Below are 21068 nucleotides of genomic sequence, written 5' to 3' on the forward strand. Positions count from 1 at the left end.
CCCGCGTTGATGACGCGTAAACAGGAGTAACCGTGGCGAAAAATTATCAGGAAATTACGCTGGCGCTGGCGGGCATCTGTCAGTCCGCCCATCTGGTGCAGCAGCTGGCTCAGCAGGGTCACTGCCAGCCAGAGGCGCTGACCGTTTCCTTGCGCAGCGTGCTGGACCTTAATCCTGGTTCCACGCTGGCGGTGTTTGGCAACAATGAAGCCAACCTGCGTCTCGGACTTGAAACGCTGATGGCGGTGCTGAACAGCAGCAGTCGTCAGGGCGCAGGCGCTGAACTGACGCGTTACACACTGAGCATGATGGTGCTGGAGCGCAAGCTCAGCGCCAGTAAATCCGCCATGGCGACGCTGGCACAGCGCATCTCTCAGCTGGATCGCCAGCTGGCGCATTATGACCTTGAATCAGACACCATTCTCAGCGCGATGGCGGCCATCTATGTGGATGTGATCAGCCCGCTGGGTCCGCGTATTCAGGTCACCGGTTCACCTGCGGTGCTGCAGAATACGCAGGTGCAGAGTAAGGTTCGCGCCACTCTGTTAGCCGGTATCCGCGCTGCCGTATTGTGGCAGCAGGTCGGCGGTGGCCGACTGCAACTGATGTTCTCGCGTCAGCGTTTGCTGCGTGAAGCGAAAACCCTCTTATCCCGGCTGCCACTGACTTACTAAGTCGGTGCGGCAAAACACTGCTAAATGAATCAGGAGTTGCACTGATGGAATTATCCTCTCTGACCGCCGTCTCACCTGTCGATGGTCGTTACGGCGATAAAGTCAGCCCGCTGCGTGCGATTTTCAGCGAATTCGGTTTGCTGAAATTCCGCGTTGAGGTTGAAGTTCGCTGGTTACAAAAACTGGCCGCGACCGCAGAGATCAAGGAAGTTCCTGCATTTGATGCCGACGCAAACGCTTTCCTTGATGCGATTGTCGCCGGTTTTTCAGAAGCAGATGCAGCACGCATCAAAACTATTGAGCGCACCACCAACCACGATGTGAAAGCGGTTGAGTATTTCCTGAAAGAGAAAGTCGCCGATCTCCCTGCCCTGCACGCTGTTTCTGAATTTATCCACTTCGCCTGCACCTCAGAAGATATCAACAACCTGTCGCATGCCCTGATGCTGGAAACAGCCCGCCGTGACGTGATCCTGCCTTACTGGGACCAGCTGATCAGCGCCGTGAAAGGTCTTGCCAGCGAATACCGTGATATTCCGCTGCTCTCACGTACCCACGGCCAGCCGGCAACGCCGTCGACCATGGGTAAAGAGATGGCTAACGTTGCTTATCGTCTGGAGCGTCAGTTACGTCAGCTGAAGCAGATTGAAGTGCTGGGCAAAATCAATGGTGCGGTCGGTAACTACAATGCCCACATTGCCGCCTATCCCGAAGTGGACTGGCACGTGCTGAGCGAGAACTTCGTCACCTCGCTGGGGATCACCTGGAACCCGTACACCACGCAGATTGAACCGCACGACTACATCGCTGAGATGTTCGACTGTATCGCCCGCTTTAACACCATCCTGATCGATTTCGATCGCGATATCTGGGGTTATGTGGCGCTGAACCATTTCAAACAGAAGACCATAGCGGGCGAAATCGGCTCCTCCACCATGCCGCACAAGGTCAACCCGATCGACTTCGAAAACTCCGAAGGCAATCTGGGTCTGGCGAACGCGGTGATGCAGCATCTGGCCAGCAAACTGCCGGTCTCACGCTGGCAGCGTGACCTGACCGACTCTACCGTGCTGCGTAACCTCGGCGTGGGTGTGGGTTATGCGCTGATCGCCTATAAGGCGACCCTGAAAGGTATCTCCAAGTTGGAAGTGAACCGCGACCGTCTGCTGGACGAGCTGGATCACAACTGGGAAGTGCTGGCGGAACCGATCCAGACGGTGATGCGCCGCTACGGGATTGAGAAGCCGTATGAGAAGCTGAAAGAGCTGACGCGCGGCAAACGCGTGGATGCTGCCGGTATGCAGGCCTTTATCGACAGTCTGGCGCTGCCGGAAGAGGAAAAAGTGCGTCTGAAGCAGATGACGCCTGCAAACTATATTGGTCGCGCTATCCAGATGGTTGACGATCTGAAATAATGCCCACCGCAGACCGGCCCGGTCCGGTCTGCGTTAACATCTTGTTTAATACATTTCGCGTATACTTTCTGCAGGTTGACTCAAACAGAGTGTAAGGAATTTCTATGCGTGTTCTGGTTGTTGAAGACAATGCCCTGCTGCGCCATCATCTCGCCGTCCAGCTACGTGACATGGGCCATCAGGTCGATGCCGCCGAAGACGCCAAAGAAGCCGACTATTTTCTTCGCGAACATCTGCCCGATATCGCACTGGTCGATCTCGGCCTGCCGGATGAAGATGGCATGTCGCTGATTCGCCGCTGGCGCAGCGATGCCGTGCGCCAGCCGATTCTGGTGCTGACCGCCCGTGAAGGCTGGCAGGCGAAAGTTGAAGCGCTGGAAGCCGGTGCGGATGACTACGTCACCAAGCCGTTCCATATTGAAGAAGTCGCGGCACGCCTGCAGGCGCTGATGCGCCGTAACAGCGGTCATGCGTCGCAAATCATCGATATGGCCCCGTTTCAGGTGGATCTCTCCCGCCGTGAACTGACGGTTAACGAAGAGCCGGTGAAGCTTACCGCCTTTGAGTACACCATTGTCGAGACGTTGATCCGCAACGCGGGCAAAGTGGTGAGTAAAGACTCGCTGATGCTGCAGCTCTATCCTGACGCTGAACTGCGCGAAAGCCACACCATCGACGTGCTGATGGGTCGTCTGCGCAAAAAGATTCTGGCGTTGCACCCTACCGACGTGATCGCCACCGTGCGTGGCCAGGGTTACCGCTTTGACCTCTGACCATGTCCTGGTTTAACCGTTACCGTCCTATTTCGCTGCGCGCCCGCTTTCTGCTGGCCTCCGCAGCAATAGTTCTGTTCCTCTCCCTCTCTTACGGCATGGTCGCGGTCATTGGCTATGTGGTGAGTTTCGATAAAAATACCTATCGCGTGATGCGCGGCGAGAGCAATCTGTTTTTTACGCTGGCGCAGTGGCATGACAGTAAGCTCACCATCGCCCAGCCGGAAAGAATGACGCTCAACTTCCCGACGCTGGTGTTCATTTACGATGAGCACGGCAAGCTGCTGTGGCAGCAACGCGATGTGCCGGAGATCCGCAAAAAGATCCGCCGTGAATGGCTGCTGAAGCCCGACTTCTACGAGATTGATACCAGCAACCGCACCAGCATGGTGGCGATGGGCAATAACGTGAATGCTAAGCAACGGCTCAACGACTGGGATACCGACAGCAACGATACCTTTACCCACTCGGTCGCCGTTAACCGTTACGATGCCACCACCAATCTGCCTGCACTTACCATCGTGGTGGTCGACTCGATCCCGCAGGAGTTGCAGCATTCTGATGTGGTCTGGTCATGGTTCAGCTACGTGCTGGCGGCAAACCTGATACTGATTATTCCGCTGCTGTGGCTGGCGGCACACTGGAGTCTGCGACCGATTGGCGCGCTGACACAGCAGGTGCGTGAACTGGAGACCAGTCAGCGCGAGAATCTGGCGGATAATCCGCCGGCCGAGCTGCGCAGTCTGGTGCGCAACCTCAATCTGTTGCTGACCAATGAGCGGCAGCGCTATACCCGCTATCGCACGACGCTGTCTGATCTGACCCACAGTCTGAAAACCCCGCTGGCCGTGCTGCAGAGTACTCTGCGTTCGCTGCGTAACGGCAAAGAGCTGACGGTGGAACAGGCTGAGCCGGTGATGCTGGAGCAGATAAGCCGCATCTCACAGCAGGTCGGTTATTATCTGCATCGTGCCAGCATGCAGGCCGACCACAATCCGCTACAGCGCGATATCCATTCCGTTTCCGGTCTGCTCGACAAACTCTGTTCGGCACTGAATAAAGTCTATCAGCGCAAAGGCGTGGCGATTACGCTGGATATCTCCCCGGAGCTCTCCTTTATTGGCGACCAGAATGACTTTATGGAAGTGCTGGGCAACGTGCTGGATAACGCCTGCAAATATTGCCTGGAGTTTATCGAAGTCAGCGCTTTTCAGAGCGAAAATGCACTCCATCTCTATATCGACGATGATGGTCCGGGCATTCCCGAGAGCAAACGCGATTTAGTCTTTGTCCGGGGACAGCGCGCCGATACCCTGCGTCCCGGTCAGGGACTCGGTCTGGCGGTGGTGCGCGATATTCTTGAGCAATATGAGGGTAACGTAATCGCCTCCAGCAGCACGCTGGGCGGAACACGCATGGAAGTGGTCTTTCAGCGCCAGGAACCCGAACATCACCGCGAGTAGAAAACCCTCAGGGCTGTTATACTTGCTGGCATTTACAGCCCTAAGCGGAACCCTTTTATGGACTATCAGCTCGATATTAACTGGCCCGATTTTATTCAGCGCTACTGGCAGAAACGCCCGGTCGTGCTGAAGCGTGGTTTTAAAGACTTTGTCGATCCTCTTTCACCGGATGAACTCGCCGGTCTGGCGATGGAAAACGAGGTGGATAGCCGCCTGGTCAGTCATCAGGATGGCAAATGGCAGGTCAGCCACGGCCCGTTCGAGAGCTATGATCATCTGGGAGAGAACAACTGGTCGCTGCTGGTCCAGGCGGTCAATCACTGGCATGAACCCTCTGCCGCGCTGATGCGCCCTTTCCGTTTCCTGCCTGACTGGCGTGTGGATGACCTGATGGTGTCGTTTGCCGTGCCTGGCGGCGGCGTCGGCCCCCATTTTGATCAGTACGATGTCTTTATTATTCAGGGCTCCGGCCGCCGTCGCTGGCGCGTCGGTGAGAAAGTGCCGCTCAAGCAGCACTGTCCGCATCCCGACCTGCTGCAGGTAGAGCCGTTCGACGCCATCATCGATGAAGAGCTGGAGCCGGGCGATATTCTCTACATCCCGCCTGGATTCCCGCATGAAGGCTACTCGCTGGAAAACGCTCTGAACTATTCCGTCGGTTTCCGCGCACCCAGCGGCCGCGAATTAATCAGCGGCTTTGCGGATTATGCCCTGGCCAATGAGCTGGGCAGCCTGCGCTTCAGCGATCCGGATGTGCCTTCACGCGACTGCCCGTCGGAGATTCTGCCGCAGGAGATTGAAGGCGTGCGTCAGCTGATGCTGGATGTGGTCAATCAGCCTGAGCATTTCGCTCAGTGGTTTGGCGAATTTATTTCGCAGTCACGTCACGAACTTGACGTCGCGCCGCCGGAACCGCCTTATCAGCCTGATGAAATTTATGATGCGCTGCAACAGGGTGATGCCCTGAGCCGGTTAGGTGGCCTGCGTGTTCTGACGATTGGTGATGCGGTCTATATCAACGGTGAGCGGGTTGAGTGTTCACGCCCTGATGTGATGGCGGTTCTGGCGAATCACTATCGCATCACGCTGGAGGATCTGGGGGATGCGCTGGATGATCCGGCTGTGCTGGCGCAGATCGCCGGTCTGGTGAATGCCGGTTACTGGTTCTTCGGCGACGAAGAATAAAACACAGAGCGCCATCCTGCGCGCCTGAATCAAGGCTCTCTGTCCGTGGTGGCAGAGAGCCTTTTTAATTTAACCCTTCTTCTGCGCCGCCAGTTCTGACAGACGCACAATCACTTCCACCGACTTCGCCATAATATTCAGCGACGCGAACTCATGCTTACCGTGATAGTTATAGCCACCGGTAAAGATGTTCGGGCAAGGCAACCCTTTCCACGACAGTGAGGAGCCATCTGTGCCGCCGCGAATCGGTTTCACTACCGGTTCAATATCGCAGTCACGCATCGCCTGTAAAGCCAGGTCAATGATGTGCGGGAACGGCTCGACCTTTTCACGCATGTTGCGATAGCTGTTAGTGATCTCAACGGTGACCGAGCAGTCAGGATGCAGGGTTTTGTTAATCTCCGCAGCAATCTGCAGCAGCGTCTGTTTACGCTGTTCGAAACTCTCTGTTTCGAAGTCACGAATGATATAGAGCATCTCGGCGTGTTCTACGCTGCCCTTGATCTGATGCAAATGGTAGAAGCCCTCATAACCGTCGGTGTACTGCGGTTTTTCGCTGGCCGGGACGGCGGCATGGAACTGATTTGCCAGCTCCAGCGCATTGACCATCACGCCTTTCGCGGAGCCCGGGTGCACGTTGTTACCGACGATTTTGACGGTGGCCGAGGCGGCATTGAAGTTCTCATACTCGAACTCGCCCAGATCGCTGCCATCAATGGTGTAAGCCCAGTCAGCGGCGAACGCTTCCACATCAAAGTGAGAGGTGCCGCGACCGATCTCTTCATCAGGCGTAAAGGCGACGCGGATCGCACCGTGCGGCGTATCGCTTTTTGCCAGTTGGGCCATCGCCGTCATGATCTCGGCGATACCCGCTTTGTCATCCGCACCCAGCAGGGTTTTGCCATCGGTGGTAATCAGCGTATGCCCGATCAGCTTGTGCAGCACCGGGAACATCACCGGCGACAGAATCTCGTTGCCATTTCCCAGCGCAATATCGCCACCGCGATAGTTTTCGATGATCTGGGGATTCACATGTTTCGCCGTAAAATCAGGCGAGGTATCCATGTGGGAGATGAAACCGATAACCGGCGTCGGCCAGTCAACATTGGCGGGCAAGGTGCCCATGACGCAGCAGTGATCGCTTAAGGTGACATCGACAAAACCCAGCGCCAGCAGCTCTTCCTGCAGCTGACGCGCCAGCGTCCACTGCCCTTCACTGCTGGGCACCTGGCGCGCCTGCGGCTTAGCCTGTGTCTCAACTGCCACATAACTCAAAAAGCGCTCAAGTAACTGTTCCATAGCCCATCCTTTATAAGTGCCGTCCGGTATTATTCACAGACCCGGCGGTCACAACGTTGCGTAAAATCATTCGCAGACAGGTTAGCGCTGTCGATGACCTTTGGGAAAGCAATAAGCCCGAAAAAAACGCCTGGTGACAAGATTGTTGCGGCAAACCTCGCAATGTTGACAACAGGGGGGCGGTTTAACACGATGAGACGGGCAAAAAATCAGGGGCGGCTATAGCCGCCCCTGCTTATTTATAAAGACCGCGCAGCAGCTTATGCACGAATTCCGGCACCACTTCGCTCGCCAGACCGTAATGCCGCTCGGCAAATTCGTTGCCCACCTGGCTCGGCTCCAGGTTCAGCTCAACGGTGTGCGCGCCCTGCAGTTTGGCTTCATGGACAAAGCCCGCAGCGGGATAGACATGGCCTGAGGTGCCGATAGCGATAAAGTAATCGGCCTGTTCCAGCGCCTGATAAATCTGCTCCATGCCCAGCGGCATCTCACCAAACCACACCACGTGCGGCCGCAGCGCAGAGGGGAACTGGCAGCAGGTGCAGCGGTCGTCCGGCGTGATATCACCGGTCCACTCAATCACCTGACCGCTGGTGACACAGCGCACTTTTAACAGCTCACCGTGCATATGCAGCACCCGGTTGTTGCCGGCACGCTCATGCAGATTGTCGATGTTCTGCGTAACCAGCAGGAAATTATCGCCTAACACCTGCTCCAGCTCAGCCAGTGCCAGATGGGCGGCATTCGGCTGAATCTCCGCCTCCTGCAGCTGCTGGCGGCGCGCATTGTAAAACCGCTGCACCAGCGCGGGATCGCGCTGAAAGCCTTCAGGCGTCGCAACATCTTCAACGTGGTGCTCTTCCCACAGGCCATCAGCCGCGCGGAAAGTCCGGATGCCGGACTCCGCTGAGATACCTGCGCCGGTCAGCACCACAACGTGCGGCTGAGGATGGGCGGCCAGTTCGGCCTGACGATCGCGCTCAAAAATGCGCTGGCGAAAGCGCTGATGCACTTTTCTCCGGGTTTTCTTCAGGCGGGCAAGTCGTATGCGGCGACGTGGTGTACGCATAAAATCTCCTGGCGTAGCAGCTGCGGCGAGCCGCTCTTAACAGATTCCGGGTCAACATCTCCCGATAGTAACGGTTGCTGAGGGCACTACCCAACAGCAAAGGTCTTAAACAGATGCGGCGCGAAAAAGATTCGCGCCGCATTTTATTACTGACCGCTTAATACCCGAGCCGGGTCAATTCGGCTGGCGCGTCTGGCGGGATACCAGCTCGCCAGCAGACTCAGCAGAATCGCGGTAATCAGTACTGAGAACACATCAATCCAGTGCAGTTCCGAAGGCAGGAAATCAATGAAGTAGATATCTCCTGCCAGCAGATGGTGGCCGGTAATCGACTCCAGCCCGCGCACCAGCGAGGTCAGGTTCAGCGCCACCAGCACGCCCGCGACCACGCCGCTGACGCTGCCCAGCAGACCGGCCAGCAAACCGTACCAGATAAAGATGGCGCGAATCAGCCGGTCTTTCGCGCCGAGGGTGCGCAGCACCGCAATGTCACTGCTCTTATCTTTGACCGCCATCACCAGCGTGGAGACGATGTTAAAGCAGGCGACACCAATCACCAGCACCATCGCCAGATACATGATGGCGCGGATCATCTGAATATCGCGGTACATGTAGCCGTAAGTGCCAATCCAGCTTTTGATGTAGACGTAGGAACGGGTCGCTTCACCGGCATCGCGCACCAGTTTCACCGCCTGGAACGGGTCGGTCATCTTCAGGGCGATGCCGGAGACGCTGTCTCCCATCTCCAGATAGTGCTGCGCATCGGCCAGCGGCACCAGCGCCAGACTGTGATCGAGCATGCCGCTCAGCTGCAGAATCCCGCTGACCTGCAGCCGGATACGTTTTGGCTGCAGCAGTTTGTTATCACCATCGTTGTTAGGGATCATGATAGTGATCCAGTCGCCCTGCTTCACGTTCAGCGATTTCGCAATGCCACCGCCGAGAATGATCTGCTGCTTACCGGCGGCAAAAGAGGACCAGGCGTTATCGGCCACAAACTGTGGCAGTGCGCTGAGGCGCGGCTCTTGTGCGGGATCCACACCTTTGACCTGCAGCGCCTCCAGCCGGGCCCCGCTCTCAATCAGGCCGGTGAAGTTCACGTAAGGCGCAGCGGCCGCAATGCCGGGCACCTTTTCAATCGGGGCAATCATCGACTGCCAGTGCTGAAACGGCTGATTGACCGCCTCGATCTCGCCGTGCGGTACCACCGCCAGAATGCGGTTGTTCAGCTCACGCTCAAAACCGTTCATGGCACTCAGGCCGATAATCAGTACGGCCACGCCCAGCGCAATCCCGATGGTGGAGATCACCGAAATCAGCGAAACCATGCCGCCACGACGGCGGCCCCGGCTAAAGCGCAGGCCCAGCAACAGGGATAACGACGAACCCATTACAGCGCTCCTGCCATAGTGAGCTGATCGCTTAACTGACCATCACGCATCTCCATCTGACGCGTCATGCGTTTTGCCAGCATCAGGTCGTGCGTCACCACCAGAAACGCGGTGCCCTGACGGACGTTCAGTTCGCCCAGCAATTCAAAAATAGCGTCGGCGTTACGCGCATCCAGGTTGCCGGTTGGTTCATCCGCCATCACCAGACGTGGACGGTTCACCAGCGCACGGGCGATCGCCACGCGCTGGCGTTCGCCGCCTGACAGTTCAGATGGCCGGTGCGCAGCGCGATGGTCCAGCCCGACCGCAGCCAGCATCTCACGGGCGCGATCCTGTGCTTCCGCTTTGGCGGTTTTACCAATCAGCAGCGGCATCGCCACGTTTTCCAGCGCGCTGAAGTCCGGCAACAGATGGTGGAACTGATAGATAAAGCCCAGCTCGCGGTTACGCAGCTCGGCTTTGGCCGACGAGGACATGGCATTCAGTGACTGGCCATCAAACACCACGTCGCCCGACGTCGGCGCATCCAGGCCGCCCAGCAGATGCAGCAGCGTACTTTTACCGGAACCGGAGCTGCCGACAATCGCCGTCAGTTCACCGGGCTTGAGGCTGAAAGCCACATTGCGCAGCACATCGGTCTGCACGCTGCCTTCCTGATAGCGTTTGCACAGGTCGCGGCACTGCAACAAAGGAGTGTTACTCATAACGTAAAGCCTCAGCAGGTTGAACGGCGGCAGCGCGCCACGAAGGATAGAGCGTAGACAACAGCGCCACAATCATCGCGCTGAGGGCGATGGTGACGACCTGCCACACATTAATATCAACCGGCAACGCGGCACCATCGAGGAACAGGCCAATCACCGGCATTAAATTGTTGAGCTGGCTGGCGAGCAGCACACCGAGCAGCGTGCCAAGCAGCGTGCCGATAATCCCGGCGCTGGCACCCTGCACCATAAACACCGCCACTATTTGCCGGCGCGTCAGGCCCTGGGTTTGCAGGATCGCCACTTCGCCCTGCTTCTCCATGATCAGCAGGCCCAGCGAGGTGATGATGTTAAAGGCGGCCACGGCAATGATCAGGCTCAGCAGCAGGCCCATCATATTCTTCTCCATGCGCACCGCCTGGAAGAGATCGCCTTTGCGCTCACGCCAGTCTTTCCAGACCAGCCCCTGGGGCAGCGTCTGCTGACTCAGACTGTCAACCGACAGCGGTTTATCCAGCCACAGCCGCCAGCCGGTAATATTCCCGGCCGGATAGCGCATGACGCGCGACGCATCCTGAAGATTGACCAGAATCTGATAACCATCGACTTCGCTGTTGGCAGCATAGGTGCCCGCCACGGTAAACAGACGCTGGCTCGGCACACGTCCCATCGGCGTGAACTGGCTGACCGACGGCACCATCAGACGCAGCTGATCGCCACGTTTTACGCCAAGCTGTGACGCCAGCTGTTCGCCGAGGATCACATTGTACTGTCCGGCCTGCAGCACGCTCTGCTGGGTGTTTACCAGGAACGGCGTCAGCGGATCTTTTTCATCCGGATTAATGCCCAGCATCACGCCAACGGAGACGCTGCGCGGGCTTTGCAACACCACATTGGCGGTGGTCAGCGGTGCAATGTGGTTAACGCCCTGCAGATTCAGCGAGGCGGCGGGTTGCTGTTGGGGATTGAGACTGCCTTTGTCGCTGGTAATCAGCGCCTGAGGCATCAGGCCAAGAATATTGCCTTCAAGTTCACGCTCAAAACCGTTCATCACCGATAAGACGGTGACCATCGCCAGCACGCCGAGCGTAATGCCAATCGTTGAGAGCCAGGAGACAAAGCGACCGAAGCGATCCGATGCTCGTCCGCGCATGTAACGCAGACCGATAAATAGCGCGACAGGTTGATACATGGAATCCAGTAAGCCGTTGCCTGAAAATAGGTAGTGGGATGATAAAGGAGCGGCTGGCTTTATGAAACCTCTAACCCTCTGAGTCGGCAGCAAAGTTGCATCCGGATGCGTCACCTTCAGCGTCAAAGCCGCGGAATAGCCGATAAAGCCGCCGCTTATTGACTGATTATTCAGCGCCAGGGCGAGTAGACTACAATCAGTCAGTGAGTAAAGGGTGATTCTTCGCCATGCAGTAGAGGGTGCGACCATGTTGAAATTTCCCAAAGGCAGCATCGTTAAACATAAATCCGGGGAGATCAGAGGCGAAATCATCAACGTCTTTGAGCAGGGAGATGCACCCGCCGGCTACTACGTGAAGTGGGATGACGGCAACCTCAGCTATCATCCTGAGCAGGAATTATCCTGGGCAAATATCGACCGCCCACGCATGCATTACACACAGCAATCCATAAAATAAAATGCCCGTTTAACCCCGTCGCTGGATGGCGACGGTGGTTTTTTCCGATCTCTCCCCAGACTCCGTCTATCCTCTCTCTATCCGCTGCATTACCCCTGACGCCAGGTAATGGCTGACCGATCCCCTTGTTCAGCGCGGCGCGGCAGGAAAATTGTGCCGCAAAGGTGATCCCCCTGACATAATATGGAATGATTACGTCCTGGAAAAATGGAGCAACCCCGAGATCCCATGCCCGAACAGACTCGTTATACCCTGCCCGTTAAATCCGGCGATCACCGTCAGCTTGGCCAGTTAATCGGCGCTGCGCACGCGGTGGAGTGTGCCAGCATTACCGAACGCCATGCTGGTCCGGTATTGATGATTACCCCCGATACCCAAACCGCCCTGCGTCTGCTGGATGAGATCCGCCAGTTTACCGATCTGCCGGTGGCACACCTCGCCGACTGGGAAACGCTGCCCTACGACAGCTTCTCGCCGCATCAGGATATTATCTCTGCCCGCCTGTCGACCCTCTACCAGCTGCCGGTGATGCAGCGCGGTATGCTGATCATGCCGGTTAATACCCTGATGCAGCGCGTCTGCCCGCACAGTTTCCTGCACGGCCATGCGCTGGTGATGAAGCAGGGACAAAAACTGTCACGCGACCGCCTGCGCGATCAGCTTGAGCAGGCCGGTTATCGCCATGTCGATCAGGTGATGGAGCATGGTGAATACGCCACGCGCGGCGCCCTGCTCGACCTGTTCCCGATGGGCAGCGATCAGCCCTATCGCATCGACTTTTTCGATGATGAGATCGACAGCCTGCGCCTGTTCGACGTCGACAGTCAGCGTACGCTGGAAGCGGTGCCAGAGATTAACCTGCTGCCTGCGCATGAGTTCCCCAGCGACAAAGCCGCCATCGAGCTGTTCCGCAGCCGCTGGCGCGAAATTTTTGATGTGCGCCGCGAGTCGGAGCATGTCTATCAGCAGGTGAGTAAAGGCACGCTACCTGCGGGCATCGAATACTGGCAGCCGCTGTTTTTTGAGCAGCCGTTACCCAGCCTGTTCAGCTATCTGCCGGACAACACCCTGATTGTGAACTGCGGCGATCTGGAAGGCAGCGCCAGCCGCTTCTGGCAGGATGCCGAGGCGCGTTATGAGAACCGCCGCGTTGACCCGATGCGTCCGCTACTGGAACCGGTCACCCTGTGGCTGCGCCCCGATGCATTAATGGGTGAACTGAAAGCCTGGCCACGCATCCAGATGACCAATGAGGTGCTGCCCGCCAAAGCAGCCAACACCAACCTCGGTTATATCCCGCTGCCAGACCTGTCCGTTCAGGCGCAGGCTAAAGCCCCGCTGGATCATCTGCGTCAGTTTATTGAGACCTTCAGCGGTGCGGTGGTCTTCTCCGTAGAAAGTGAAGGCCGCCGCGAGAGCCTGCAGGAGTTGCTGGCCCGCATTAAACTGCGTCCTCAGCCGGTGCATCGCCTTGATGAAACCGTTGACGATCGTTTCAGCCTGATGATTGGTGCCAGCGAGCGCGGCTTCATTGATATCCTGGGCAACCGGGCGCTGATTTGCGAAAGCGATCTGCTGGGTGAACGCGTCAGCCGTCGCCGTCAGGATACCCGTCGCACCATCAATCCGGACATTCTGATCCGCAATCTGGCGGAGCTGAGTCCCGGCCAGCCGGTGGTGCATCTGGAGCACGGTGTCGGGCGCTATATCGGCCTGACGACGTTAGAAGCGGGCGGCATTGAGGCAGAATACCTGATGCTCTCCTACGCCAACGACGCCAAACTCTATGTCCCGGTTTCATCGCTGCATCTGATCAGCCGCTATGCGGGTGGCGCGGACGATAACGCCCCGCTGCACAAACTGGGCAGCGATGCCTGGTCACGTGCACGGCAGAAAGCGGCGGAGAAAGTGCGTGATGTGGCGGCTGAGCTGCTGGATATCTATGCTCAGCGCGCCGCCAAAACCGGCTTTGCCTTTAAGCACAATCGTGAGCAGTATCAGCTGTTCTGCGAGAGCTTCCCGTTTGAGACCACACCGGATCAGGCACAGGCAATCAACGCGGTGCTGAGTGACATGTGCCAGCCGCTGGCGATGGACCGTCTGGTGTGCGGCGACGTCGGCTTCGGTAAAACCGAAGTGGCAATGCGCGCGGCGTTTCTGGCAATCGAAAACCATAAACAGGTCGCCGTGCTGGTACCAACAACCCTGCTGGCACAGCAGCATTACGATAACTTCCGCGATCGCTTTGCCAACTGGCCGGTCCGCATTGAGATGCTCTCCCGTTTCCGTACCGCCAAAGAGCAGGCGCAGGTGCTGGAACAGGCCAGCGAGGGCAAGATCGACATTTTAATCGGCACCCATAAGCTGCTGATGAGCGACCTCAAATGGCACGATCTCGGCCTGCTGATTGTCGATGAAGAACACCGCTTCGGGGTGCGTCACAAGGAGCGTATCAAGGCGATGCGTGCCGATGTGGACATTCTGACCCTGACCGCAACGCCGATTCCGCGTACGCTGAATATGGCAATGAGCGGCATGCGCGATCTCTCTATTATCGCCACGCCGCCTGCCCGCCGTTTAGCGGTAAAAACCTTTGTGCGGGAATTCGACGATCTGGTGATCCGCGAAGCGATCCTGCGTGAGGTTCTGCGTGGCGGCCAGGTCTACTACCTCTATAACGACGTTGAAAATATTGAGAAAGCAGCACAGCGTCTCAGCGATCTGGTGCCCGAAGCGCGTGTCGCGATTGGTCATGGCCAGATGCGTGAGCGCGATCTGGAACGGGTGATGAACGATTTCCATCATCAGCGGTTCAACGTGCTGGTCTGTACCACCATTATTGAAACCGGGATCGACATTCCGACCGCCAATACCATCATCATTGAGCGGGCCGATCACTTTGGTCTGGCACAGCTGCATCAGCTGCGCGGTCGCGTTGGCCGTTCACATCATCAGGCTTATGCCTGGCTGTTAACGCCGCATCCGAAGTCGATGACCGCTGATGCGCATAAGCGCCTGGAGGCGATCGCCTCACTGGAAGATCTGGGGGCCGGTTTTGCGCTGGCGACGCACGACCTGGAGATTCGTGGTGCCGGCGAGCTGCTGGGTGATGAGCAGAGCGGACAGATGGAGACGCTGGGCTTCACACTCTATATGGAACTGCTGGAGAATGCGGTCGATGCCCTGAAAGAGGGACGTGAGCCGTCACTGGAAGATCTCACCAGCAACCAGACGGAAGTCGAACTGCGGATGCCCGCCCTGCTGCCCGAGACCTTTATCCCGGATGTCAGCACCCGTCTTTCACTCTATAAACGCATCGCCAGCGCAGAAGCTGAAGAGGAGTTGCAGGAACTGAAGGTTGAGATGATTGACCGCTTCGGCCTGCTGCCCGATCCGGCGCGTAACCTGCTGGATGTGGCGATTATCCGGCTGAAGGCCCGCGCTGTGGGTCTGCGTAAGATCGAAGCCAGTGACAAAGGCGGTTATTTCGATTTTGCGCCGAAAAACAACGTGGATCCGGCCTGGCTGATAGGCCTGCTGCAGAAAGAGCCTCAGCAGTGGAAGCTGGATGGGCCGACACGACTGCGATTCACCCGTGAGCTGTCGGAAAGAAAGATTCGTATGGAGTGGGTGCAGGGCTTTGTTTCACAACTGGCTGAGCATCAGGCGTAACCCTCCTGCCCGCGCATTGCTGAGCTAATCGGTAAAGCGCGGGAGAGGAACACAAAAAAAGGCGCATCATCCGATGCGCCTTTTTCATTACTTATATTATGTCGTGCTGTGTGGCCGCGAGTGCGGCAAAGCTTTGCCCAATTACGCCTGGTCGCCGTTGAGAACGAGCTGACCATTGCGGTCCAGTGGAATACGTGTGCCGGGGTCATTTTCCATACGGATTTTACCCTGCTGATCGCCTATTTTATAGGTCACGTCATATCCCAGTTTTTTCTCTTGTTTGTCATACACTGTTTTGCAGCGCTGTTCGGTTGTGGTGTAAGTATCCCGATCCTGCAGTCCGCCCTGGACCTGATTACCGGCATAACCCCCCGCGACCGCACCTGCTACTGTCGCCACATCCCTGCCGCGACCGCCACCAAACTGGTGACCCAGCACGCCACCTGCCACTGCACCTAATACAGAGCCAGCAAGACGGTTTTCATCCTGTACGGCCCGACGGTGAGTCAGCGTGACATTACGGCACTCCTGACGTGGCTGTTTGATGCTCTCTTTGATTGGTGTTGCAGAGAGTACCTGAGCGTATTGAGGACCGCGATCAAACACATTCATGCCTGCTACGGCTGCAACACCCAGCGCTGCTGCCACACCAATACCGATACCCGCTAACATTGATTTATTCACAGGAAGTTCCTCCTGAAAAGTGTTACCGCGCAATCCTGCTGTTAAAGCATCCTCGTTAACTGAGGTATAACCGGCGTGCGCGACGCGCCGTGTTTGTTGAGATGAAGTTTTACAGATGGACCGAAAATGCAACATCAGACAAATGGAGGAAATTGGTTACTTTGCTATCAGGGCCAGTTTTTAGGAGAGTTCTGAGGTGAAGGGAGTTGTTAATAATGCTTTTGCTCTGATAATTAAATTAATCGAATCAATAAGATATCGTTTTTATGGCGTTATACAGAAGCTTACTGCCTGTAATGATAACGGCCTTTTCATCGTCACCCTAAGATATCCTCTTTTATGTCCCGTTATCGGGAACCTTCATTTCTGAAGCACTCAGACTTCAGGAATGAAGAAAAAGGAAACCCATCAAAATGCTCCCGGACGGACATTCCATAACCTCACCCGAGCTCACAATGGTGCTATCAGCGGTGAGGTCTTTGACGGAAACGCTATCGCCTGAATAGTCGGACCCTCTGACCACAATATTCTAGTCATGGTTAGCCTGAGGAAAATTCAGCAGTGGCAGATTTTTGAGCGTTCGGATAGTACTCAGCCTCTGTCCAGTAGTGAATGACAAGAATCATTTTCCTGGCAGCAGAGTAAATTCATTGATGAAAGCCTCTTGTTTTCAGACGAGGCTGGCATACCTGTCTGTAATGTTGTGGCACAACAATGAAACGAAAAGGCTCGCAGAATCAATGCACAAAGACTTTATTAATTCTGCTGGAAAAAATAAAATACGGTATCCATATCAGACAACTGATTGAGGCCCGGGCCAGCATACTGATAGCAGGCTGTGTAAGGGTTACGTGTAAAACCAAAGCAGGATAAAGCGTGCAAAAAGTCGCAAAGATAAGACCATATAAATAGTACGATATCATCATATATCTTGCTTTCACTTTCTTCTTAAAGAAGAACCAGCACGCCAGCACTGTTACCGGAAGATTAATAACAGATAACGCTAACAGTATAATACTAAAACTATTAATCATACCTTGTTTCTGGTAGGTGTCGGCAATCAACGAGACAATACTAAAACCATTATACAGCACCGTAAAAAAACCAACAATTAAACCTAAGGCTGGCAGATATAACACGCCATTAATCCTGCCCTCTTCTTTTTTTTCACAATTATCACAAAACCCTGACTCTTTGTTCTCTTCCGCTTCCTGACACTTAATGCATAACATATTCGCCTCCCTGCAGGTGTAATTATTTTTTTAATAAGATTAAAACCGGTTAATTCAGAAAGCCGACGTCTCTGGTCAGACAGCATCGGGTACTATTTTTTCAATATATCTAAGAACTGCCTTATTTGACCTTTATAAAACACGGTTCTTTCCAGAGTGCAAAAAAACAACCCTGACCAGATGATCAGGGTTGTGAATTTTAGCGTTTAATCAGAAACGGTAGCCGATGCCGATGTTGAAACCATTGATGGCAACATCCTGGTTATATTTCACGCGCGTACCTTCATAGCCCACGCTCACAGAGAGATTGCTGATCGGATTAACGACGACACCTGCACCGTAGGCAAGAGAGGTTTTATTTTCGCTGTACTCTTCGGACCAGGCGCCGAGATACGTCACGTTCTCATCCACTTTGGTATGGGCAACACCAATCAATCCATAGAAGCTGACATAGTCATTGATGCGATAGGCCGGACCTGCCATCAGTGAGTAATATTTCAGCTTGGTTTTTCCGTCATATCCACTGACATCGCCATAAAAATCTTCGCGCTCAGAAAAGCTTTCATCGCCTTTCATATAACTGAATGAACCAATAACACTGAGAGGAGAATCCCATTCATAGCGATACTGAACATTGACACCGCGAATGTTTTTGAAGTCTTCAACTTTGCTTTGAGCATAGCCGATAGAGACCGTGTGATTATCAGCCAGCGCATTGCTGCCCGCGAGCAAACCGCCACACAGTAATGCCAGCATCGTTAATTTAGAGGTCATCTGATTAATTCCTTTTCATAATTTAACATTATTTCCCTGCGCTTATCGCAGGACTTCGTTCCCTGAATCACCCATACCCGACGGAGTGGTTATCGCTTTATCTATCCGCCTGTACCGGCCAGGAATTTCCTGTAGCGCTCCGTGCCTTATGCTCAGATCGGCCGAAGTGCATCTGTTTATACCCGGATATCGTTAAAACAGGCTAGCCTGTGGAAATGTGGAGTTTGAATTACACTATTAGAAAATAGCATTTCGTCCATTTAATTTGAGTTAAGTCAGGAATTTCACCACCTGAATAACTGATGTACTTTATTTATTAATCCATTTTCAGGGCATTATTAGACCAAAAATAATCAGAGGTATCAATACCGCATCGCCACAAAAAAAGCAAAATCACTGAAAATATCATTGCTAATACATCCAGAAAACCACACCGTTTTATACAGTCTATTAACACAGATTATCAACTTACCTGCATATCCCCCGATATTGCTGAAGCCCCACGTTCCGGTGTCGGAACGATTTTATTCGCTATAGCCGTGGAAGCAATCATCACATCGTTCTCCCGTTTGCGATCTATGGAAGTCACATCAGAACTGCATCACGCGGCAGGCTTTATTACCGGTTCTGCTGGAGATATGGGCGTAATCAATACGACAGAAGACGGCTTTCTGTCGCAAATTGACAGCATGAAACTCCACCCACAACGGAATATTCCAGATGGCGACAGGACCAGGAGATAATTGAACTCACGTATCTCCTGTTACCCGGCCGGGTTGAGCGTTACTTTTTGATGAGGGGTGTAAATATCCAACTAAAACTTATGCTGCAATGCACGAGGCGCCTTTCACATCCATATTGAATTGATCAGGATAGCCGTTATTGATTGCGACTATGCCCTCGTCATTACAAACCGCTCCTCTCCCAGCATCGGCGTAAAATGGCTGTTGAGGGCATAAAAAAAGCCCCCTCAGAATCGAGGAGGCTTAGCTTTAACGCGGTTGCTTAGTGCAGCTTAAGTCGAGGGCGAATGACCCGGTTAATGCTGCCCACCAGCATCATCAGACCGGTTTTAAAGTAGCCATGCAGTGCGACCTGGTGCATACGATAGAGTGAGATATAGACAAAGCGTGCAATACGCCCTTCCACCATCATCGAGCCGCGCATCAGGTTGCCCATCAGGCTGCCGACGGTACTGAAGCGCGAAAGCGAGACCAGCGAGCCATGGTCTTTATAGACATAGGCTTTCAGCGGTTTACCGTGACGCTGCGCCAGGATGTTATCCATCGCGCGTGAGGCCATCTGGTGCGCCGATTGCGCGCGAGGCGGAACAAAACCGCCGCCCGGCAGGGCGCAGGAGGCACAGTCGCCAATCGCGTAAATGTCATCGTCCAGTGTGGTCTGCAACGTCTCTTTCACCACCAGCTGATTAATGCGATTAGTTTCCAGTCCGCCAATCTCTTTCAGGAAATCGGGGGCTTTAATCCCTGCCGCCCAGACCATCAGATCGGCTTCGATAAACTCACCGCCTTTAGTATTCAGGCCCTTAGACTCAGCGCTGGTGACCATGGTCTGCGTCAGAACGCGCACGCCCAGTTTGGTCAGCTCCTGATGCGCTGCGGCAGAGATGCGCGGTGGCAGTGCAGGCAGAATACGTTCACCCGCTTCCACCAGCGTCACATTGAGCGCTTCGCGTCCCAGGCCTTTGAAACCGTAACTGTGCAGCTGTTTCACCGCGTTATGCAGCTCCGCTGACAGCTCAACGCCCGTTGCACCGCCGCCCACGATAGCGATATTAACTTTCTCGACCTTGCCTTCGCTCGCCGAGAATTTCAGGAACAGGTTGAGCATTTCGTTGTGGAAACGGCGCGCCTGATGCGGGTTATCCAGGAAGATGCAGTTATCTTTAACACCCGGCGTACCGAAATCGTTTGAGGTACTGCCCAGCGCCATGACCAGCTGGTCATAGGCTACTTCACGCTGTGGTACCAGCACTTCGCCCTGCGCATTCAGCACTTCAGCCAGACAGATCACTTTGCGGCTGCGATCGATATCGGTCAGCGAACCGAGCTGGAACTCGAAACCGTGATTGCGGGCATGAGCCAGATAGCTCAGCGCATCAATGCCTTCGTCCATTGAACCAGTGGCAACTTCGTGCAGCAGCGGCTTCCACAAATGGCTGTGGTTACGATCAACCAGGATAATCTCGGCCTTCTTTTTACGACCCAGTTTATGGCCCAGCTGCGTTGCCATTTCCAGGCCGCCGGCTCCCCCTCCGACAATAACAATTCTCTTAACAGATGTAGTCAACTAAGACCCCCTCAAATTGTGAACCAAAAGTTAACCAAAGGTTAAATTAAACCTTAAGAAACATAGGGTTGGCGAAGTTAAAATCGCAATCTGCGGGCAGAATAGCATGGCGGGAAGAGGAGAACATAAGAATATTGATATACATCAAAGCGCGGAAATAAAACTCAGATAATTACGTAACGAAAACAGGCACCTTACGGTGCCTGACGGGTTTAACCTAATGTTTTAAAAGCTTTTATCCGCTGAAGATGTGGGGATATGTTTTTGAATTTGTGCCCTTCTGTCTCATCCCAGACGATTTCATAAAACGGATGCAGCTGGTCGGCGATGCGCTGGCTGTCCAGCGCCTCATCATGACGGGAAAGAAAGGTCAGACAGCGGTCACGATTGCGCTCGCGAAAATCGCTGACGCATTTGGTGGCGATGTCCTGATACTCCTCGGGCCGGTCGATCTTCCCTTCCATATTCTCCTGTGGAAAGAGGTTGGGATTGAAGATTGCCTGGCGTATGCCGCACAAAAACCCGATGCGCTCTGACCAGAAGCCACCCAGCCCGACGCCGCAAATCAGCGGACGGTCGTCGTCGGACAGCGTCAGCATTTTATCAGTCTCTTTCAGCAGAAACTGCATGTCATGTTTCGGATGGCGGGTGCTGTAACTGATCAACCTGACGTCAGGATCGATAAATTGCAGTTGCAGCACCTTTTCGTGATTGCCCGGACTGTTGGAATCAAAACCGTGCAGATAGATGATCATGATAATCCTCAGGGTTGAG

At 54.7% G+C, this 21068-nt stretch carries 17 protein-coding genes; 7 read left to right on the top strand and 10 right to left on the bottom strand.

Features of this window, described 5'->3' with window-relative positions; all coding sequences use genetic code 11:
* Positions 1-32 precede the first annotated feature (32 nt).
* The 5 genes from hflD to PU624_RS15330 all read left to right on the top strand — a co-directional run bounded on the left by hflD (position 33) and on the right by PU624_RS15330 (position 5510).
* Positions 33-674, top strand: a complete 642-nt coding sequence (gene hflD / locus PU624_RS15310; RefSeq protein WP_283545672.1) for a high frequency lysogenization protein HflD — start codon at positions 33-35, stop codon at positions 672-674.
* 44 nt (positions 675-718) lie between these two features.
* Entirely contained in the window at positions 719-2089 is a 1371-nt protein-coding gene (gene purB, locus PU624_RS15315; protein ID WP_283545673.1) for an adenylosuccinate lyase, read from the top strand.
* Between the two features lie 104 nt (positions 2090-2193).
* On the top strand, positions 2194-2862 hold the full coding sequence (phoP, locus tag PU624_RS15320; RefSeq protein WP_003849836.1) for a two-component system response regulator PhoP: 669 nt from the start codon (positions 2194-2196) through the stop codon (positions 2860-2862).
* A 2-nt stretch (positions 2863-2864) separates the two neighbouring features.
* On the top strand, positions 2865-4325 hold the full coding sequence (gene phoQ, locus PU624_RS15325; RefSeq protein ID WP_283545674.1) for a two-component system sensor histidine kinase PhoQ: 1461 nt from the start codon (positions 2865-2867) through the stop codon (positions 4323-4325).
* 57 nt (positions 4326-4382) lie between these two features.
* The gene (locus tag PU624_RS15330; protein WP_283545675.1) at positions 4383-5510 is read left to right on the top strand and encodes a ribosomal protein uL16 3-hydroxylase; all 1128 of its coding nucleotides are present in this window, start codon (positions 4383-4385) and stop codon (positions 5508-5510) included.
* 69 nt (positions 5511-5579) lie between these two features.
* Here PU624_RS15330 and pepT read toward each other — a convergent pair whose 3' ends face one another.
* The 5 genes from pepT to lolC all read right to left on the bottom strand — a co-directional run bounded on the left by pepT (position 5580) and on the right by lolC (position 11165).
* Positions 5580-6809, bottom strand: coding sequence for a peptidase T (gene pepT, locus PU624_RS15335; protein ID WP_283545676.1), 1230 nt, complete (start codon positions 6807-6809; stop codon positions 5580-5582).
* Positions 6810-7044: 235 nt separating this feature from the next.
* A complete protein-coding gene (gene cobB / locus PU624_RS15340; protein ID WP_283545677.1) occupies positions 7045-7878 on the bottom strand; it encodes a Sir2 family NAD+-dependent deacetylase in 834 nt (277 codons plus the stop codon).
* A gap of 146 nt (positions 7879-8024) precedes the next feature.
* The gene (lolE, locus tag PU624_RS15345; RefSeq protein WP_283545678.1) at positions 8025-9269 is read right to left on the bottom strand and encodes a lipoprotein-releasing ABC transporter permease subunit LolE; all 1245 of its coding nucleotides are present in this window, start codon (positions 9267-9269) and stop codon (positions 8025-8027) included.
* Positions 9269-9973, bottom strand: coding sequence for a lipoprotein-releasing ABC transporter ATP-binding protein LolD (lolD, locus tag PU624_RS15350; protein ID WP_283545679.1), 705 nt, complete (start codon positions 9971-9973; stop codon positions 9269-9271). Before lolD ends, lolE begins: the two co-directional genes overlap by 1 nt.
* Positions 9966-11165 (bottom strand): lipoprotein-releasing ABC transporter permease subunit LolC, encoded by a 1200-nt coding sequence (gene lolC, locus PU624_RS15355; protein ID WP_283545680.1) that lies wholly within the window; start codon positions 11163-11165, stop codon positions 9966-9968. The genes lolD and lolC overlap by 8 nt, the downstream gene beginning before the upstream one ends.
* Before the next feature lie 247 nt (positions 11166-11412).
* Between lolC and PU624_RS15360 the strand changes: the two genes are divergently transcribed.
* Positions 11413-11622: a hypothetical protein gene (locus PU624_RS15360; protein ID WP_090962155.1), complete on the top strand. Its 210-nt coding sequence runs from the start codon at positions 11413-11415 to the stop codon at positions 11620-11622.
* 228 nt (positions 11623-11850) lie between these two features.
* On the top strand, positions 11851-15294 hold the full coding sequence (gene mfd / locus PU624_RS15365; protein ID WP_283545681.1) for a transcription-repair coupling factor: 3444 nt from the start codon (positions 11851-11853) through the stop codon (positions 15292-15294).
* A 141-nt stretch (positions 15295-15435) separates the two neighbouring features.
* Here mfd and PU624_RS15370 read toward each other — a convergent pair whose 3' ends face one another.
* The 5 genes from PU624_RS15370 to ycfP form a co-directional block, all read right to left on the bottom strand.
* Positions 15436-15978: a glycine zipper 2TM domain-containing protein gene (locus tag PU624_RS15370; RefSeq protein ID WP_003849847.1), complete on the bottom strand. Its 543-nt coding sequence runs from the start codon at positions 15976-15978 to the stop codon at positions 15436-15438.
* Positions 15979-16715: 737 nt separating this feature from the next.
* Positions 16716-17210, bottom strand: a complete 495-nt coding sequence (locus PU624_RS15375) for a DUF2569 domain-containing protein (RefSeq protein ID WP_283545682.1) — start codon at positions 17208-17210, stop codon at positions 16716-16718.
* 210 nt (positions 17211-17420) lie between these two features.
* Positions 17421-17984, bottom strand: a complete 564-nt coding sequence (locus PU624_RS15380) for an Ail/Lom family outer membrane beta-barrel protein (RefSeq protein WP_283545683.1) — start codon at positions 17982-17984, stop codon at positions 17421-17423.
* Positions 17985-18989: 1005 nt separating this feature from the next.
* Positions 18990-20294, bottom strand: a complete 1305-nt coding sequence (locus PU624_RS15385) for an NAD(P)/FAD-dependent oxidoreductase (protein ID WP_283545684.1) — start codon at positions 20292-20294, stop codon at positions 18990-18992.
* Positions 20295-20506: 212 nt separating this feature from the next.
* Complete coding sequence (gene ycfP / locus PU624_RS15390; RefSeq protein WP_283545685.1) at positions 20507-21049, bottom strand: alpha/beta hydrolase YcfP; 543 nt, start codon at positions 21047-21049, stop codon at positions 20507-20509.
* Positions 21050-21068 lie beyond the last annotated feature (19 nt).

The organism is Pantoea sp. Lij88, from assembly GCF_030062155.1.
Lineage (GTDB): Bacteria > Pseudomonadota > Gammaproteobacteria > Enterobacterales > Enterobacteriaceae > Pantoea.

Coding starts and splice junctions, on each gene's coding strand:
- PU624_RS15360 (WP_090962155.1), top strand. CDS start 11,413: ATGTTGAAATTTCCCAAAGGCAGCATCGTTAAACATAAATCCGGGGAG.
- lolC (WP_283545680.1), bottom strand. CDS start 11,165: ATGTATCAACCTGTCGCGCTATTTATCGGTCTGCGTTACATGCGCGGA.
- pepT (WP_283545676.1), bottom strand. CDS start 6,809: ATGGAACAGTTACTTGAGCGCTTTTTGAGTTATGTGGCAGTTGAGACA.
- PU624_RS15375 (WP_283545682.1), bottom strand. CDS start 17,210: ATGTTATGCATTAAGTGTCAGGAAGCGGAAGAGAACAAAGAGTCAGGG.
- PU624_RS15330 (WP_283545675.1), top strand. CDS start 4,383: ATGGACTATCAGCTCGATATTAACTGGCCCGATTTTATTCAGCGCTAC.
- phoQ (WP_283545674.1), top strand. CDS start 2,865: ATGTCCTGGTTTAACCGTTACCGTCCTATTTCGCTGCGCGCCCGCTTT.
- PU624_RS15380 (WP_283545683.1), bottom strand. CDS start 17,984: ATGACCTCTAAATTAACGATGCTGGCATTACTGTGTGGCGGTTTGCTC.
- phoP (WP_003849836.1), top strand. CDS start 2,194: ATGCGTGTTCTGGTTGTTGAAGACAATGCCCTGCTGCGCCATCATCTC.
- mfd (WP_283545681.1), top strand. CDS start 11,851: ATGCCCGAACAGACTCGTTATACCCTGCCCGTTAAATCCGGCGATCAC.
- cobB (WP_283545677.1), bottom strand. CDS start 7,878: ATGCGTACACCACGTCGCCGCATACGACTTGCCCGCCTGAAGAAAACC.
- ycfP (WP_283545685.1), bottom strand. CDS start 21,049: ATGATCATCTATCTGCACGGTTTTGATTCCAACAGTCCGGGCAATCAC.
- purB (WP_283545673.1), top strand. CDS start 719: ATGGAATTATCCTCTCTGACCGCCGTCTCACCTGTCGATGGTCGTTAC.
- lolD (WP_283545679.1), bottom strand. CDS start 9,973: ATGAGTAACACTCCTTTGTTGCAGTGCCGCGACCTGTGCAAACGCTAT.
- lolE (WP_283545678.1), bottom strand. CDS start 9,269: ATGGGTTCGTCGTTATCCCTGTTGCTGGGCCTGCGCTTTAGCCGGGGC.